The 14,217-nt window shown below is 60.5% G+C and carries 15 protein-coding genes; 5 read left to right on the plus strand and 10 right to left on the minus strand.

What is annotated here, in order from left to right; genetic code table 11:
* Positions 1–62: 62 nt before the first annotated feature.
* The 5 genes from HBO10_RS11305 to ureE all read right to left on the minus strand — a co-directional run bounded on the left by HBO10_RS11305 (position 63) and on the right by ureE (position 3,729).
* The gene (locus HBO10_RS11305) at positions 63–1,172 is read right to left on the minus strand and encodes an AGE family epimerase/isomerase (RefSeq protein WP_034125668.1); all 1,110 of its coding nucleotides are present in this window, start codon (positions 1,170–1,172) and stop codon (positions 63–65) included.
* A 161-nt stretch (positions 1,173–1,333) separates the two neighbouring features.
* Positions 1,334–1,906 (minus strand): HupE/UreJ family protein, encoded by a 573-nt coding sequence (locus tag HBO10_RS11310; RefSeq protein WP_034125669.1) that lies wholly within the window; start codon positions 1,904–1,906, stop codon positions 1,334–1,336.
* Positions 1,907–1,928: 22 nt separating this feature from the next.
* The gene (ureG, locus tag HBO10_RS11315) at positions 1,929–2,543 is read right to left on the minus strand and encodes an urease accessory protein UreG (RefSeq protein WP_003188109.1); all 615 of its coding nucleotides are present in this window, start codon (positions 2,541–2,543) and stop codon (positions 1,929–1,931) included.
* Between the two features lie 14 nt (positions 2,544–2,557).
* On the minus strand, positions 2,558–3,232 hold the full coding sequence (locus HBO10_RS11320) for an urease accessory protein UreF (protein ID WP_034125670.1): 675 nt from the start codon (positions 3,230–3,232) through the stop codon (positions 2,558–2,560).
* Positions 3,229–3,729, minus strand: a complete 501-nt coding sequence (ureE, locus tag HBO10_RS11325; RefSeq protein WP_034125671.1) for an urease accessory protein UreE — start codon at positions 3,727–3,729, stop codon at positions 3,229–3,231. Before ureE ends, HBO10_RS11320 begins: the two co-directional genes overlap by 4 nt.
* A 340-nt stretch (positions 3,730–4,069) precedes the next feature.
* Here ureE and HBO10_RS11330 point away from each other — a divergent pair, with 340 nt between their 5' ends.
* Positions 4,070–4,576, plus strand: a complete 507-nt coding sequence (locus tag HBO10_RS11330) for a C40 family peptidase (RefSeq protein ID WP_034125672.1) — start codon at positions 4,070–4,072, stop codon at positions 4,574–4,576.
* A gap of 5 nt (positions 4,577–4,581) precedes the next feature.
* Here HBO10_RS11330 and HBO10_RS11335 read toward each other — a convergent pair whose 3' ends face one another.
* Positions 4,582–5,214 carry a TetR family transcriptional regulator gene (locus HBO10_RS11335; protein ID WP_003188114.1) on the minus strand — a complete coding sequence of 211 codons (633 nt, stop codon included), beginning with the start codon at positions 5,212–5,214 and terminating at the stop codon, positions 4,582–4,584.
* A 151-nt stretch (positions 5,215–5,365) separates the two neighbouring features.
* Positions 5,366–5,686, minus strand: a complete 321-nt coding sequence (locus HBO10_RS11340; protein ID WP_003188116.1) for a hypothetical protein — start codon at positions 5,684–5,686, stop codon at positions 5,366–5,368.
* Positions 5,687–6,043: 357 nt separating this feature from the next.
* On the opposite strand from HBO10_RS11340, the gene HBO10_RS11345 reads away from it, so the two are divergent.
* Positions 6,044–8,110, plus strand: coding sequence for an AsmA family protein (locus tag HBO10_RS11345; protein ID WP_034125673.1), 2,067 nt, complete (start codon positions 6,044–6,046; stop codon positions 8,108–8,110).
* A 113-nt stretch (positions 8,111–8,223) separates the two neighbouring features.
* Here HBO10_RS11345 and HBO10_RS11350 read toward each other — a convergent pair whose 3' ends face one another.
* Entirely contained in the window at positions 8,224–8,754 is a 531-nt protein-coding gene (locus HBO10_RS11350) for a ferritin-like domain-containing protein (protein ID WP_034125674.1), read from the minus strand.
* 97 nt (positions 8,755–8,851) lie between these two features.
* A complete protein-coding gene (locus HBO10_RS11355) occupies positions 8,852–9,742 on the minus strand; it encodes a DMT family transporter (RefSeq protein ID WP_034125675.1) in 891 nt (296 codons plus the stop codon).
* A gap of 98 nt (positions 9,743–9,840) precedes the next feature.
* On the opposite strand from HBO10_RS11355, the gene HBO10_RS11360 reads away from it, so the two are divergent.
* The 3 genes from HBO10_RS11360 (at position 9,841) to HBO10_RS11370 (ending at position 12,219) form a co-directional block, all read left to right on the plus strand.
* On the plus strand, positions 9,841–10,629 hold the full coding sequence (locus HBO10_RS11360) for a helix-turn-helix transcriptional regulator (RefSeq protein WP_034125676.1): 789 nt from the start codon (positions 9,841–9,843) through the stop codon (positions 10,627–10,629).
* 71 nt (positions 10,630–10,700) lie between these two features.
* Positions 10,701–11,000: a PsiF family protein gene (locus HBO10_RS11365; RefSeq protein WP_014716700.1), complete on the plus strand. Its 300-nt coding sequence runs from the start codon at positions 10,701–10,703 to the stop codon at positions 10,998–11,000.
* Positions 11,001–11,205: 205 nt separating this feature from the next.
* Complete coding sequence (locus HBO10_RS11370; protein ID WP_003188124.1) at positions 11,206–12,219, plus strand: AI-2E family transporter; 1,014 nt, start codon at positions 11,206–11,208, stop codon at positions 12,217–12,219.
* Between the two features lie 620 nt (positions 12,220–12,839).
* Here the strand turns inward: HBO10_RS11370 and HBO10_RS11375 are convergent.
* The gene (locus tag HBO10_RS11375; RefSeq protein WP_034126391.1) at positions 12,840–14,108 is read right to left on the minus strand and encodes an Hsp70 family protein; all 1,269 of its coding nucleotides are present in this window, start codon (positions 14,106–14,108) and stop codon (positions 12,840–12,842) included.
* Between the last annotated feature and the right edge of the window lie 109 nt (positions 14,109–14,217).

Genomic DNA, 14,217 nt, shown 5'->3' on the forward strand with positions numbered 1-14,217 from the left:
ATTTAAATGTGCGAACACAATCAACTGTGGGAGCTGGCTTGCCTGCGATGGAGCCCTGCAGGTCAGCCCAGATACTGGACCAAACCCTGATAGCAAGTCGCCAAATGATAGGGCGTAGTCGAAGGCATATCCCGCCGGCTCACCTTACCCTCGCCATCCAGGCATTCATGCCAACCCTTGGCATGCAAAAAGCGCTGTTGCAGCGCCTGCAACTGACGCTGCAGCATCGCCTCGCTGCCTGGCCGCAAAGTCAGTGCCCGCAGGTACTCCGCCTGAGCCCAGATCCGTTGGGTACCGTCGCGCACCGTGCCATCCAGCGCCAGCATGCCGCTGACCGCACCGCTTAACTTATCCACACCCTTTTGCTCGGCATAGGCAAATGCCCGTGTCAGCGACTCATGCAGTGCAGTGCCGCGCAGCACAGCTGAAGATTCCAGCAAAAAGAACCATTCGAACTGGTGCCCCGGCTCAAACCAGTTATCCACAGCGCCCAAAGGTTTCTCCATCATCACGCCGTGCTCGCGGTCGATGAAGCGTTGCTGCATGGCCGTCGCCAGTGCCAGCAGGGCCGCTTGTACCTGGGCGTCCTCACGCACCGCGAGGGTGGCGAGGAAGCCTTCAGCCAGGTGCATCAACGGGTTTTGCAACGGGCCGGAGTCGAGCGAGGCCCAGTTGCGCTCCAGTACGGCCTCGTACAAGCCGTCACCGGTGGCAAAGCGTTGGGCGACGACTTCCAGGGCAGCGTTGAGTACCGACTCGACCAACGGCTCACGCACCTTGGCCCAGTAATGGGCGCAGGCAAAGATAATGAAGGCGTGGGTGTAGAGGTCTTTGCGCTCGTCCAGCGGCTGGCCGGCGGGGTCGATGCTGTAGAACCAGCCACCGTGTTCGGCATCATGAAAGTGCCGTTGCAGGGAGCGAAACAGCGCCGCCGCACGTTCTTCGGCGAAAGCCGCGCCGGGTTCGCCGATCAGGCTGGCGAACAGGTACAACTGCCGGGCGCAAGCCATGGCGCGATAGCGCTGGGGGGGCAGTGGCTGGTGATCGGCATCCAGTGCCTCAAAGGGCAGTGCCAGGTCGGCATTCCAGCCCGGGCCTTGCCAGAGAGGCACGATCAGGTCATGGAAGTGCGTGAGCACAGGCGTCAGGGAAGAGGGGGAAGCGATGGGCATTGGCTGGCGTCGTCACGGCAGGGGTGTAGGCGCGCATGGTAGCAGGCTGATCGTTCCCACGCTCTGCGTGGGAATGCATTTTATGACGCTCTGCGTCATGCTTTGGGACGCAGAGCGTCCTAGGCTGCATTCCCACGCGGAGCGTGGGAACGATCTTTTCCTCAGCCCGCCAGCAACCACACCCCAGTCGCCGCCGAAGCAGCCCCGGCCACTCGCACCAAGGGTGCCGCAGCTGCCGGCAAAAAGCGCACCACTGCATAACCCGCAGCGTGCAACACGGCTGTTGCCCCCACGAACCCAGCCGCATACGCCCAAGGGCTGGTCATATCCGGCAGTTCCAGGCCATGGGCCACGCCGTGAAACAGCGCAAACAACGCCGTGGCGCCCACGGCCACGAACAGCGGCGGCCGGACCGCCAACGCTACCGCCAGGCCCAAGGCCAGCACCGATGCAGCAATCCCGCTTTCCAGCGCCGGCAATTGCAGCCCTTCGAAACCCAACACCCCGCCGATCAGCATGGTGCCGACAAAGGTGCACGGCAGCGCCCAACGCGCGGCGCCTTTTTGCTGGGCCGCCCAGAGGCCCACCGCAAGCATGGCCAGCAAGTGATCGAGGCCGCCCAAGGGGTGGCTGATACCGGCCACCAGGCCATTGTCGCCATGGCCCGGATGGGCGAAGGCCAAGGCAGGGGCGAGCAGCAGCGCGGCGGCGGCGAAAAGTCTGTTGAGTCTCACGGACAGGTTCCTTATAAGTTGATCAGGCGGCGGTCAGCAGGCCCTGGCGTTCGATGAAGGCGACGATGTCGTCCAGGCCGACCCCGGTCTTCTGGTTGCTGAACACAAAGGGTTTGCCGTTGCGCATGCGCTGGGTGTCGCTGTTCATCAGTTCCAGCGAGGCACCCACCAGCGGGGCCAGGTCAATCTTGTTGATCACCAGCAGGTCGGATTTGCAAATACCGGGCCCGCCCTTGCGCGGCAGTTTGTCGCCCGCAGAGACATCAATCACATAGATGGTCAGGTCCGACAGTTCCGGGCTGAAGGTGGCCGACAGGTTGTCGCCGCCGGACTCCACCAGAATCAGGTCCAGGCCGGGAAAACGGCGGTTGAGTTGGTCCACGGCCTCCAGGTTGATCGAGGCATCTTCGCGAATCGCCGTGTGTGGGCAGCCACCGGTTTCCACGCCGATGATGCGCTCCGGCGCCAGGGCCTGGTTACGCACCAGGAAGTCGGCGTCTTCACGGGTGTAGATGTCGTTGGTGACCACCGCCAGGTTGTAGCGATCGCGCAGCGCCAGGCACAGGGCCAGGGTCAGGGCGGTCTTGCCCGAGCCTACCGGGCCGCCGATACCGACGCGCAGGGGTTGTGTGTTCATGTGCTTCTCCAGAATCAGGAACGGAACAGGCGGCTGTACTGGCGCTCGTGGGCCATGCACGCCAGGGACAGGCCAAAAGCGGCGCTGCCCAAATGGTTAGGGTTAATGCGTTCGGCATCCTGCTGTGCTTGTTGCAGCAGCGGCAGCAGTTCGCTGGTCAACCGCTGGGCCGCTTGCTGGCCCAATGGCAGGGTTTTCATCAGTACCGCCAGTTGGTTTTCCAGCCAGCTCCATAGCCAGGCGGCAAGAGCATCGCCGGGGTTGATGTGCCAGGCGCGCGCGGCCAAGGCCCAGCCCAGGGCCAGATGCGGTTCGTCGCGTTGTGCAAGAAAATCACGGGCGCTGTCGTCCAGTTCCGGCAAGCCGTTGAGCAGTTGTTGCAGGGAATAGCCCATCTGACGACTCTCCTGATACAGCTCCCGGGTCTCACGGCTGGCGCGATGCTCGTCGCACCACTGCGCCAATTGGGCCCAGTCCTGTTCGACGGCTGCGCGGCAGTGGGCGAGCAGCAGCGGGGCTTCGAAACGCGCCAGGTTGAGCAGCAACTGGTCACTGATCCAGCGCCGGGAGCTCGCGGCATCCTGCACGCGGCCGTTGTCCACCGCCATTTCCAGGCCTTGGGAATAGCTGTAGCCGCCAATCGGCAGTTGCGGACTGGCCAGGCGCAGCAGCGCCCAGGCTGGGTTCATAGACGCACGCCGAACTGATGCAGCTTGGGCGCGTAGTTGAAGTCTTCATCACCATGCCGTGAATGATGATGGCCGCCGCCATAGGCGCCGTGCTCAGGTTGAAACGGCGCCTCTAGGGTCTGCGCATCGGCACCCATTTGCTCGAGCATGGCCTTGAGCACGTAGTCATCGAGCAGGCGCAGCCAGCCGTCACCGACTTGCAGGGCCACATGGCGGTTGCCCAGATGATACGCGGCACGGGTGAGCTCGAAGGCGTTGCGGCAGGTGACGTGCAGCAGTTGTTCAGGGCGGGCGCATACCCGTACGACGCGTCCGTCTTCTGCCTGCAGGAATTCACCATCGTGCAAGGGCGGCTGGCCCCGCTCCAAAAACAGGCCGACGTCTTCACCGTCGGCACTGAAACAGCGCAGGCGGCTTTTGCTGCGGGCTTCGAAGTTGAGCAGCAACTCGGCGGCCCAGAGGGCTTGGGGGGCGATTCGGCGGTGTATCACCAGCATCAGAGAGCTTCCAACTGTGAGCGATGAAAGACCTAGAGCAAGGGGCTTGCCAATCACGGAATCGAGTAGGAATTCCCTGTAGTCAGGCAGGCATGCTGCTCAATAGGGCGTCGGATGATTTCCGCGCATGTATCAATTTGGTGCGTGCCGAGGTTTATAGCACCGGGGAAGGGCATTCTGCGTTGATGGCGCCGCTCAGTTTGATGAAGTTTCTTTCATCTTTTTCTTTGTGGGTGTTTTTTAGGATTTTTCCTACGAGTCATCAGGATTTGGAGCTCATGAGATTACCTGCGGGTTCTTTACGCTATGCGGCCTGTTTAATTCCACCGCGACGTTCATCATGCTTCGATCAATTTTTTGTGTATGCCTTGTCAGCCTGACCTGCTTTATTTCATCGGCAAAGGCCAATTTCCAACCCCGCGCCACCTTCAGCTCTTCGCTGCAAAGCATCAAGCCGGCCTCTATCGACGATGTCATTGACCGCGCCCATGAGTTGCTGGGTACGCCCTATAAGTGGGGCGGCACATCGGCAGAGCAGGGCTTCGATTGCAGTAGCTTCCTGGTGTACTTGTTCAAGACCCAAGCCAATATCCAGCTACCCCGCACCACTGCCGCCATGCACCGTTCATCGGCGACAACCATCAAACGCAGTGCTTTAAAGCCAGGGGATGCAGTGTTTTTCAAAGGCAACGGGCGGGGTCAGGTCAGCCATGTCGGCCTTTATATCGGCCAGGGCAAATTCATCCATTCGCCGCGTACCGGCAAAACCATCCGTATCGATTCATTGAGCAATAGCTACTGGAACAAGCACTACACCACCGCCAAACGGTTCCACACGGCGGGTTGATTGACTTACTCGGTACTGCCCAGCCCTTGCCAATGTTTAAGGCCGATAAAGATAAAGCGCAGCTGCTGGGTGATTTTCGCCTGGGGCGTAAGGTGGGCCGGCAAGGCGTGGGCCGGTGGGTCGATGATGTCGGGCAGGGTGGCGAACACACTCTTGACGATCAGGTCGGCCATCACGTGCAAACCTTCGGCATCCAAGTGCTGAAGTTTGGGCATCAGTGTCAGGTCGGCGGCCAGGTCGCGAGTGATGTCTTCGCGCAGGGCGGCGATGGCTTGGCGCACGGCCAGGCAGCCGCCGTACTGTTCGCGAGCCAGGAACAGGAACTGAGAACGGTTGGCCGAAACCACATCGAGAAATATGCGCACCGAGGCATCAATGATGCCGCCCATCACGAATTCGTTGTGGCGCACCAGGCGGATCGTGGCGCGAAAGGTCTGGCCGACCTCGCTTACCAGTACCAGCCCAAGTTGGTCCATGTCGGCGAAATGGCGATAGAAACCGGTGGGCACGATACCCGCGGTCTTGGCCACTTCGCGCAAACTCAGGCTGCCAAACCCACGGCCACACTCCATCAGATGGCGGGCTGCGTCCATCAGGGCGAGGCGGGTCTGTTGCTTCTGTTCGGCGCGGGGCAGCATGAGCGGATGAGCTTTGTCGGCAAGTACAGCGACGCACTCTAGCAAAAGCGCTTTGCCGGCGTCGAACTTGGCAGGGGCGGGGCGTGATGCGTTCTATATAAAAGCAAAAGCCCGATCGGCAGATCGGGCTTTTTTCTGGGCCACCACAGGCTTAGCTCTGTGCTTGATGCAGTTCTTGCAGACGGTCGGCACCGCCTTCAGCAACGCCTTCGGTGTAGGCGCGTTTGTTGGCTTGTTCAGCACCGCCTTCGACCAGACCTTTTTCTTGCAGGCGGTTGTAGCCATTTTCAGCTACCGCGCCTTTGGCGTAATCACGGTTTTCGTCTTCTTGCGAACCGCTGCGAGCCACGGTTTGGCTGGTTTGCACGGCTTGAGCTTTGTTCTGCGGGGTGGCCTGTTCGGCAGCTGGCAGGGCAAAAGCGCTGGAAGCCAGGACAGATAACAGAACGGTAGCGAGTAATTGGCGTTTCATGATGGTTGCTCCTAGGGAGGGCGATAAAGTGGGTACAGGGCTAATGTTACCCTTGATAAGTCGATATAAAAGTTCATAAACACAATGGTAATAATCAACAGAATTGATTGTTCTCGCCGGAGGCTCTAGATCGAGCCTCTCAAGCCCGCGGCTTTGCACCGATGTGGGTATTTTCGACACGAACCTGGGTAACAATGGTGCGTCGTCGATGGGGAAAATTGTCTGGTTGATCAGGAAAATCGCTTTTTTCGGTTAAATCCGCGGTTGCGTTAAACCCCCAGGCACTTTGCCAGTCGTAGTCCTATAAGCTGTTTAAAAGGCTGTTGCCCAGCCAGTCGTATTCAGGAGTCCTGTGCAATGACGCGCACTCGTAAAATTCTCGCTTGGAGCTGCGCCAGCTTCGTTCTGTTGATTGCCATCGTGGTACTGGTGTTGGTGTTCTTCGACTGGAACCGCATCAAGCCGCCCCTCAATGCCAAGGTCTCCGAAGAACTGCATCGTCCGTTCGCCATCAACGGCAACCTCGCCGTGGTGTGGCAGCGTGAGCCCGATGAAGGCGGCTGGCGCGCCTGGGTGCCGTGGCCCCATGTGATTGCCGAAGACCTGACTCTGGGGAACCCCGATTGGTCGAAACAACCGCAGATGGTCACGCTCAAGAAGGTTGAGCTGCGCATTTCGCCCCTGGCCTTGCTGGTGCAGCGTGTGGTGATCCCGCGCATCGACCTCACCGAACCCAGTGCCCAGTTGCAGCGCCTGGCTGATGGCCGCGCCAACTGGACGTTCAAGTTCGACCCCAAGGACCCCAACGCCGAACCGTCCAATTGGGTGGTGGATATTGGCGCCATCGGCTTTGACAAAGGCCATGTGACCCTTGACGATCAAAGCCTCAAGACCCAGTTGGATGTGATCATCGACCCGCTGGGCAAGCCGATTCCCTTCGGTGAAATCGTCGGCGATGCCGACGCCAAAAAAGCCCTGGAAAAAGGCTCGGCGCCCCAGGATTACGCGTTCGGCCTCAAGGTCAAAGGCCAGTACCACGGCCAGAAACTCGCGGGCACGGGCAAGATCGGTGGCTTGCTGGCCTTGCAGGACGCGGCCAAGCCGTTCCCGCTGCAAGCCCAAGTCAAGATCGCGGACACCAGCATCGCCCTGGCCGGCACCCTGACCGACCCGCTGAACCTAGGTGCCCTGGACCTGCGCCTGAAACTGTCGGGCAGCAGCCTGGGCAACCTGTATCCGCTGACCGGCGTGACCCTGCCGGATTCGCCGGCCTATTCCACCGACGGCCACCTGATCGCCAAACTGCATGAGGCCAGCGGCGCCTCCTTTCGCTACGAGAACTTCAACGGCAAGATTGGCAACAGCGACATCCACGGCGACCTGGCCTATGTTGCCAGCCAGCCACGGCCCAAGCTCAGCGGCGCGCTGGTGTCCAACCAACTGCTGATGGATGACCTGGCGCCGCTGATTGGCGCAGATTCCAATGCCGAGCAAAAAGCCCGTGGCGGTGAAAGCAAGCAACCGGCGACCAAAGTGCTGCCGGTTGAAGAGTTCCGCACCGAACGCTGGCGCGAGATGGATGCCGATGTGGAGTTCACCGGCAAGCGTATCGTGCACAGTGCCGACTTGCCCTTTACCGACCTCTACACCCACCTGGTGCTCAACGACGGCCAACTGAGCCTTGAACCCCTGCGCTTTGGCGTGGCCGGTGGGAAGCTTGATGCGCAGATTCGCTTGAACGGCCGCACTACGCCGATGGAGGGCCGCGCCAAGCTGACGGCGCGCAACTTCAAGCTCAAGCAGCTGTTCCCGACTTTCGAACCGATGAAAACCAGCTTCGGTGAACTCAACGGCGATGCCGATATTTCCGGGCGCGGCAACTCGGTGGCCGCACTGTTGGGCACGTCCAACGGTGACCTGAAGATGCTCATCAACGATGGCGCCATCAGCCGAAGCCTGATGGAAATCGCAGGGCTCAACGTGGGCAACTACGTGGTGGGCCGTCTGTTCGGCGACGAGGAAGTGAAGATTAACTGCGCAGCGGCGGACTTCGGCATCAAGACGGGCCTGGCGACCACGCGGCTGTTTGTGTTCGATACCGAGAACGCGATCATCTACATCGACGGCACCGCAAATATGGCCACCGAGCAGTTGGACCTGACCATCACGCCGGAATCCAAGGGCTTTCGCCTGTTCTCCCTGCGTTCACCGCTCTACGTCAATGGACCTTTCATCAAGCCCAATGCTGGCGTGAAAGCCATTCCGTTGGCGCTACGCGGTGCGGGCATGGTCGCCCTCGGCGTGATCGCCGGGCCTGCTGCTGGCTTGCTCGCCTTGGTTGCCCCAAGCGGTGGCGAGCCCAATGAGTGCGCACCGTTGCTGCAACAGATGAAGGAAGGCAAGGCGCCCAAGACCGTGAAGTAACTGTGGGAGCGGGCTTGCTCGCGATAGCGGAGTATCAGTCAAAGATTTATCAACTGATCCAACGCTATCGCGAGCAAGCCCGCTCCCACAGGGGGATGTTGCGGTGTTAGTTATTACAGATCCTGCAGAATATCCGCCATATCGTCGGCGTGTTCTTCTTCCTGAGCCAGGATGTCTTCGAAGATGCGACGGGTAGTCGGGTCTTTGTCACCGATGTACTGGATGATCTCGCGGTAGCTGTCTACCGCGATCCGCTCGGCCACCAGGTCTTCGTAGACCATTTCCTTCAAGGTGTTGCCCGCCACGTATTGCGCATGGGAGTTTTTCGACAGCAGGTCGGGGTTGAACTCCGGCTCGCCGCCCAGTTGCACGATACGCTCGGCCAGTTTGTCAGCGTGCTCGGCTTCCTGGGTCGCATGTTCCAGGAACTCATCAGCAGCCACGCTGGCCTTGAGGCCGTTGGCCATGAAGTAGTGACGCTTGTAGCGCAACACGCAGACCAGTTCGGTGGCCAGCGACTCGTTGAGCAGGCGGATGATTTCTTCGCGGTCGGCGTCATAGCCTTCGGTCACGGCGCCGTTTTCGACGTTCTGGCGGGCGCGGCTGCGCAGGGTTGCAACGTCAGTCAATCGTGCTTCAGTCATTTCAATCTCCTGGGGCTAATCCGGTTGTACGCCACGCTCTGCCGGCGTGATCGCTATTGGTTGTGAGTCCCGGGCCAGGCGAAAAGTTTTATCGGATTTAACAGGATGTGTCCTGAGGGCGTCTGACCGGTGTGGTCCAACGCTCTGACAGAATTACTCCACCCAGGGTCAGCAAGCCCCCCACCAAGTGATACAGCGCCAACTCCTCCTTCAGCACCACGGCTGCAATCAGTGCGGTAATCAAAGGCAGCAGGTTGAAAAACAGTGTGGTACGGCTTGGCCCCAGGGTCTTGACCGAGTGCATCCACGCCAGCGGTGCCAGCATCGAAGCCAGCAGGCAGGCATATAGCACCAGCGGAATATTCGCCCAGCCCAAACCGGCCTTGGCCGAGAACAGATACAGCGGCAGCAGCACCACCACCGCGACCAGCACCTGCAAATACAGCAGCACCAACGGCGGCAGGCGCAGTTGCCATTTTTTCAGCAGGGTGCTGTAGACCGCATAAGCCAGGGTCGCCACCAGCATCATGCCGTCGCCCAGGTTGACCCCATGTTGCAGCAACGCGCCCAGGCTGCCGGCCGACACGACCACTACCACGCCTGCGAACGACAGCACCGCGCCGGTCAGCGCGCCAAAGGTCAGGCGTTGGCCGAGGCTGATAATCGCGGCGGTCAACGCCATCAGTGGCATCAGCGAGAGGATGATGCCCATGTTGGTGGCACTGGTCAGCGTTGCGGCGTAGTAGGCCAGGCTTTGATACACCGCCATGCCGAGTACGCCGAGGATAAAGATCTTGCCCAGGTTGGGGCGGATCTGCGGCCAGTGGGCGATCACCGGCTTGAGCATGAACGGCGTGAACAGCAACGCAGCGAACAGCCAGCGGTAAAAGCCGATTTCAGCCGGGAAGATCGAGCCCACGGCCAATTTGTTGACCACGGTGTTGCCGGCCCAGATAAAGATAGCCAGCAGCGGATACGCGTATTGCATTGAAAAGAAACCCAGAGTGTTGACGAGGCAGGATTATCCTCTGTCTGGATCGAAGCCTATACTGCGATCCAGACAACTAAGCGTTGAATCCAGACAATATGTCCCGACATACCGTGCGCCTGCCCGATTTTGCCCGCCTGCCAAGCCCGGTGTACTTTCGGTATTCCGATTTTGCCCCGGACACCGAATGCACCCCGCACCAGCACACCTGGGGCTCGCTGGATTACTCGGCCAGCGGTGTGATGCGCATGGAAGTGGCGGGCAATCGCTTCATGTCGCCACCGCAATACGCGGTGTGGGTGCCGCCGCATACCGAGCACAGCTCCTACAATGCCGAGGCGATTGTCTACCACTCCGTAGGGCTGGCGCCGCAGCTGTGCGAGCAGTTGCCGCAGCAGCCTTGCACCCTGGCGATCAGCGACATTCTCAAGGCGATCCTCAAGGATTTCGCCCTGCGCGATGTCAATGCACCGCGCACCGACGCCGACATCCGCCTGGCCCAGGTGCTGGTGGACCAGCTCAGGCAGGCGCCGGTCCACGACTGCTTCCTGCCCTACGCCCGCCACCCGGGATTGCTTGGGGTCTTGGAGGGCATGCAGGCAGAGCCGGGAGACAACCGGCCACTGGCGCAATGGGCCGAGCAGGTGCATGTGAGCGAGCGCACCCTGGCGCGCCAGTTTGTGCGCGAGCTGGGCATGAGCTTTGGCGAATGGCGCCAGCGCCTGCGCTACCTGGCGGCCATCGAGGCACTGGACAGCGACCGCAGTGTGCAACACGTGGCGTTTGATCTGGGCTACAGCACCGCCTCGGCGTTTATCGCCATGTTCCAACGCCACGCCGGCTGTACGCCGGAGCAATACCGGCGGGCGAATATTCGTGGCCGGTGAAGTTGTAACAGGTTTTGACTACACTGCGCTGTAGGCCGTGCCCGTCGGCACGGTAACAGGGAGAAAACTCCATGAAGATGCTGCGTATTCCGTTGTTGATGATGGGCCTGCTGATGTGTGCCCAGGGTTTTGCCGCCACTGCCCAGCAGAACAAAATGACCACCTGCAATGCCGAGGCCACCACCAAGACGCTCAAGGGCGATGACCGTAAGGCCTTCATGAAGACCTGCCTGTCGGCACCTGCCGCCAACGACGCCAAGACCCTGACCCCGCAGCAGCAGAAGATGAAAGACTGCAATGCGTCGGCGAAAACCAAGGCGTTGACCGGTGATGCGCGCAAGACATTCATGAGCACCTGCCTCAAGGGCTGATCGCGAGTTCACGAATGCTGCAGAACCCCTGTGGGAGCTGGCTTGCCTGCGATTGCGTCGCCTCGGTATGACGGATACACCGAGGTGCCCGTATCGCAGGCAAGCCAGCTCCCACACCTGATCGTATTCACAACACCCGCTCTCGCTTGATTCCCTCAAGGCTGGCAGACTGCCCATCCTTCAACGCCGTTTGTTTTGAGGCTGTATGCCAACGTTTTCTCAGCGTCATGTGTTGTTGCTGTCCAGCTACATCATCATTTTCGGCGGGTTGCTGCTGGTACTGCCGCTGAAATTGCTGCCCAGCCTGCTGGCCGGCCTGTTGGTCTATGAACTGGTCAACATGCTCACCCCTCAACTGCAACGCCTGATCGAAGGCCGGCGCGCGCGTTGGCTGGCGGTGGCCTTGCTGGGCACCTTGATCGTCAGCGTGTTGGCCTTGATCTTCGCTGGCGCCATCAGCTTCCTGCTCCACGAAGCGGAAAACCCGGGGGCTTCCCTGGACAAATTCATGGGCGTGGTCGACCGCGCGCGCGGTCAATTACCGCCGTCCATCGACGCCTATTTGCCCGCCAGCGCCGCGGAGTTTCGCGTGGCCATTGGCGATTGGCTAAGCAAGCACTTGAGCGAACTGCAACTGGTCGGCAAAGACGCCGCCCACATGTTCGTCACCTTGCTGATCGGCATGGTGCTGGGTGCGATCATCGCCTTGCAGCGCGTGCCCGACCTGACCAAGCGCAAACCCTTGGCCGCCGCGCTGTTCGACCGCCTGCACCTGCTGGTCCAGGCGTTTCGCAATATCGTGTTCGCCCAGATCAAGATCGCCGCGCTCAACACCGCCTTCACCGCGGTGTTCCTGGCAGTGGTGCTGCCGTTATGCGGCATTCACCTGCCGTTGACCAAGACCCTGATCGTGCTGACCTTCCTGCTCGGTCTGCTGCCAGTGATTGGCAACCTGATCTCCAACACCCTGATCACCATCGTGGCGCTGTCGCTGTCGATCTGGGTGGCGGTGGCGGCACTGGGGTATTTGATCGTGATCCACAAGGTCGAGTACTTCCTCAACGCGCGAATCGTCGGCGGGCAGATCAGTGCCAAGTCATGGGAGTTGTTGTTGGCGATGCTGGTGTTTGAGGCAGCGTTCGGCCTGCCGGGGGTGGTGGCGGGGCCGATTTACTATGCCTATCTGAAAAGCGAGCTGAAGCTGGGTGGGATGGTTTAAGCCTTGTGTCGCCTGGGCTGACGCCATCGCCGGCAAGCCCGCTCCTACATTGAAATGCGATCATCTGTGGGAGCTGGCTTGCCTGCGATGACGGCCTGCAGCCGAAGCCTATCTACCTGACGCAACCCGATCAAATTGTGGGAGCTGGCTTGCCTGCGATGACGGCCTCACAGCCGGCCCCTATCTATCTGACGCCCCGCGATCAAACTGTGGGAGCGGGCTTGCTCGCGAAGGCGGCCTGACTGCCGACCGGGATCTTGGATTTGACCGCGTACATATCCGTTATTTAGGTAACGGCCGCTTAGGGTTACGCCCTGACGGCGTCTCACTTTTGAGAAGCGCAAAAGTAAGCAAAACGCTCTTGCCCCACCACTCGGCACCTCGCTTGGGCTCGGTGTGCCCGTAATCCGCCAGTGATTTAGGGGGCCGCCGCCACGCGCCATCCATGGCGCGGGGCGGCTAAACCGGCATCCCTGCCGGTTTACCCCCCAAATCCCTGTCGAATTCCGGCCAGCGTGGTTTAACGGGGCGCCTAAGATCAAAAGCAGATCAAGATCAAAAGCGGCTCGCTTCGCATCGTGGTTACCGTCAAGTGGGCGCGCCACGGTTTCAGCTGAAACTCAGCTGCCGTAGCGCTTGCTCGCCTCAATCGCCAAACCACTGCCAATGCTGCCGAAGATATTGCCTTCCACATGCCGCGCATTCGGCAGCATTGCAGAGATGCTGTGGCGCAGCGCCGGGATGCCGCTGGAGCCGCCGGTAAAGAACACCGTGTCCACCTGCGCCACGCTCACCGAGGCGTCGTTGAGCAACTGCGTGACGCTGCCGCGTACACGTTCCAGCAAGCTGTCGATGGACGACTCGAACAGTGCGCGGCTCAGGTCTACGCTCAGGCCCGCTTCGATGCGGTCCAGCGGCACGTGGCGGCTGTCTTGATGGGTGAGCTGGATCTTGGTTTCTTCCACTTCCATGGCAAGCCAGTGCCCGGCGCGCTGTTCGATCAGTTTGAACAGGCGGTCGATGCCGCCGGTGTCTTCGATGTCGTAGCGCATGCTGCCCAGGGCCAGCTGGGATTTTTGCGAGTACACCGAGTTGATGGTGTGCCAGGTGGCCAGGTTCATGTGGTGGCTGGTGGGCATGTAGGCGCCGCTCTTCATGCGGCTGCCGTAGCCGAACAGCGGCATCATGCCTTGCAGGCTGAGCTGTTTGTCGAAGTCGGTACCGCCGATGTGCACGCCGCCGGTGGCGAGGATGTCGCTCTGGCGATTGTCGTTGTGACGACGATCCGGCGACAGACGCACCAGGGAGAAGTCGGAGGTACCACCGCCGATGTCGACGATCAGCACCAGCTCTTCTTTCTCGATGGTCGACTCGTAGTCGAACGCCGCTGCAATCGGTTCGTACTGGAACGAGATGTCCTTGAAGCCGATCTTGCGCGCCACATCCACCAGGGTGTTTTCCGCTTCCTGGTCGGCCATCGGGTCGTCATCGACGAAGAATACCGGGCGGCCCAGTACCACTTCTTCGAATTCACGACCGGCGTTGGCTTCGGCGCGGCTCTTGAGTTGGCCGATAAACAGTGCCAGCAGGTCGGTGAAGGGCATGGCAGTGCCGAGCACGCTGGTGTCGTGCTTGATCAGCTTGGAACCCAGCAGGCTCTTGAGCGAGCGCATCAGGCGGCCTTCGTAGTTCTCCAGGTATTCGTGCAGCGCCAGGCGACCATATACCGGGCGGCGCTCCTCGAAGTTGAAGAACACCACTGACGGCAGGGTGATCTTGTCGTCCTCCAGCGCGATCAGCGTCTCCTCGCCGGGGCGGATCCAGCCGACGGTGGAGTTGGACGTGCCGAAGTCGATGCCGCAGGCACGGGCTGGAGATTCGTTTTTCATGTCTTACAGGTTCCGGGCAAAAAACGGCCGCGCAGTGTATGTCACTCGCGAGCGGATGCGTAGACCGGCGATCCGTAAATTCGCGCTATATAGCTACGTCTTGAACCGG

It is taken from the genome of Pseudomonas sp. WS 5503, assembly GCF_012985385.1.
Classification (GTDB): Bacteria; Pseudomonadota; Gammaproteobacteria; order Pseudomonadales; family Pseudomonadaceae; genus Aquipseudomonas; species Aquipseudomonas paracarnis.

What these genes read in the sequence shown, in the direction of transcription:
- HBO10_RS11305 (WP_034125668.1), bottom strand. Translation starts at nt 1,172, where the DNA reads ATGCCCATCGCTTCCCCCTCTTCCCTGACGCCTGTGCTCACGCACTTC.
- ureG (WP_003188109.1), bottom strand. Translation starts at nt 2,543, where the DNA reads ATGAACACACAACCCCTGCGCGTCGGTATCGGCGGCCCGGTAGGCTCG.
- HBO10_RS11320 (WP_034125670.1), bottom strand. Translation starts at nt 3,232, where the DNA reads ATGAACCCAGCCTGGGCGCTGCTGCGCCTGGCCAGTCCGCAACTGCCG.
- ureE (WP_034125671.1), bottom strand. Translation starts at nt 3,729, where the DNA reads ATGCTGGTGATACACCGCCGAATCGCCCCCCAAGCCCTCTGGGCCGCC.
- HBO10_RS11330 (WP_034125672.1), top strand. Translation starts at nt 4,070, where the DNA reads ATGCTTCGATCAATTTTTTGTGTATGCCTTGTCAGCCTGACCTGCTTT.
- HBO10_RS11335 (WP_003188114.1), bottom strand. Translation starts at nt 5,214, where the DNA reads ATGCTGCCCCGCGCCGAACAGAAGCAACAGACCCGCCTCGCCCTGATG.
- HBO10_RS11340 (WP_003188116.1), bottom strand. Translation starts at nt 5,686, where the DNA reads ATGAAACGCCAATTACTCGCTACCGTTCTGTTATCTGTCCTGGCTTCC.
- HBO10_RS11345 (WP_034125673.1), top strand. Translation starts at nt 6,044, where the DNA reads ATGACGCGCACTCGTAAAATTCTCGCTTGGAGCTGCGCCAGCTTCGTT.
- HBO10_RS11350 (WP_034125674.1), bottom strand. Translation starts at nt 8,754, where the DNA reads ATGACTGAAGCACGATTGACTGACGTTGCAACCCTGCGCAGCCGCGCC.
- HBO10_RS11355 (WP_034125675.1), bottom strand. Translation starts at nt 9,742, where the DNA reads ATGCAATACGCGTATCCGCTGCTGGCTATCTTTATCTGGGCCGGCAAC.
- HBO10_RS11360 (WP_034125676.1), top strand. Translation starts at nt 9,841, where the DNA reads ATGTCCCGACATACCGTGCGCCTGCCCGATTTTGCCCGCCTGCCAAGC.
- HBO10_RS11365 (WP_014716700.1), top strand. Translation starts at nt 10,701, where the DNA reads ATGAAGATGCTGCGTATTCCGTTGTTGATGATGGGCCTGCTGATGTGT.
- HBO10_RS11370 (WP_003188124.1), top strand. Translation starts at nt 11,206, where the DNA reads ATGCCAACGTTTTCTCAGCGTCATGTGTTGTTGCTGTCCAGCTACATC.
- HBO10_RS11375 (WP_034126391.1), bottom strand. Translation starts at nt 14,108, where the DNA reads ATGAAAAACGAATCTCCAGCCCGTGCCTGCGGCATCGACTTCGGCACG.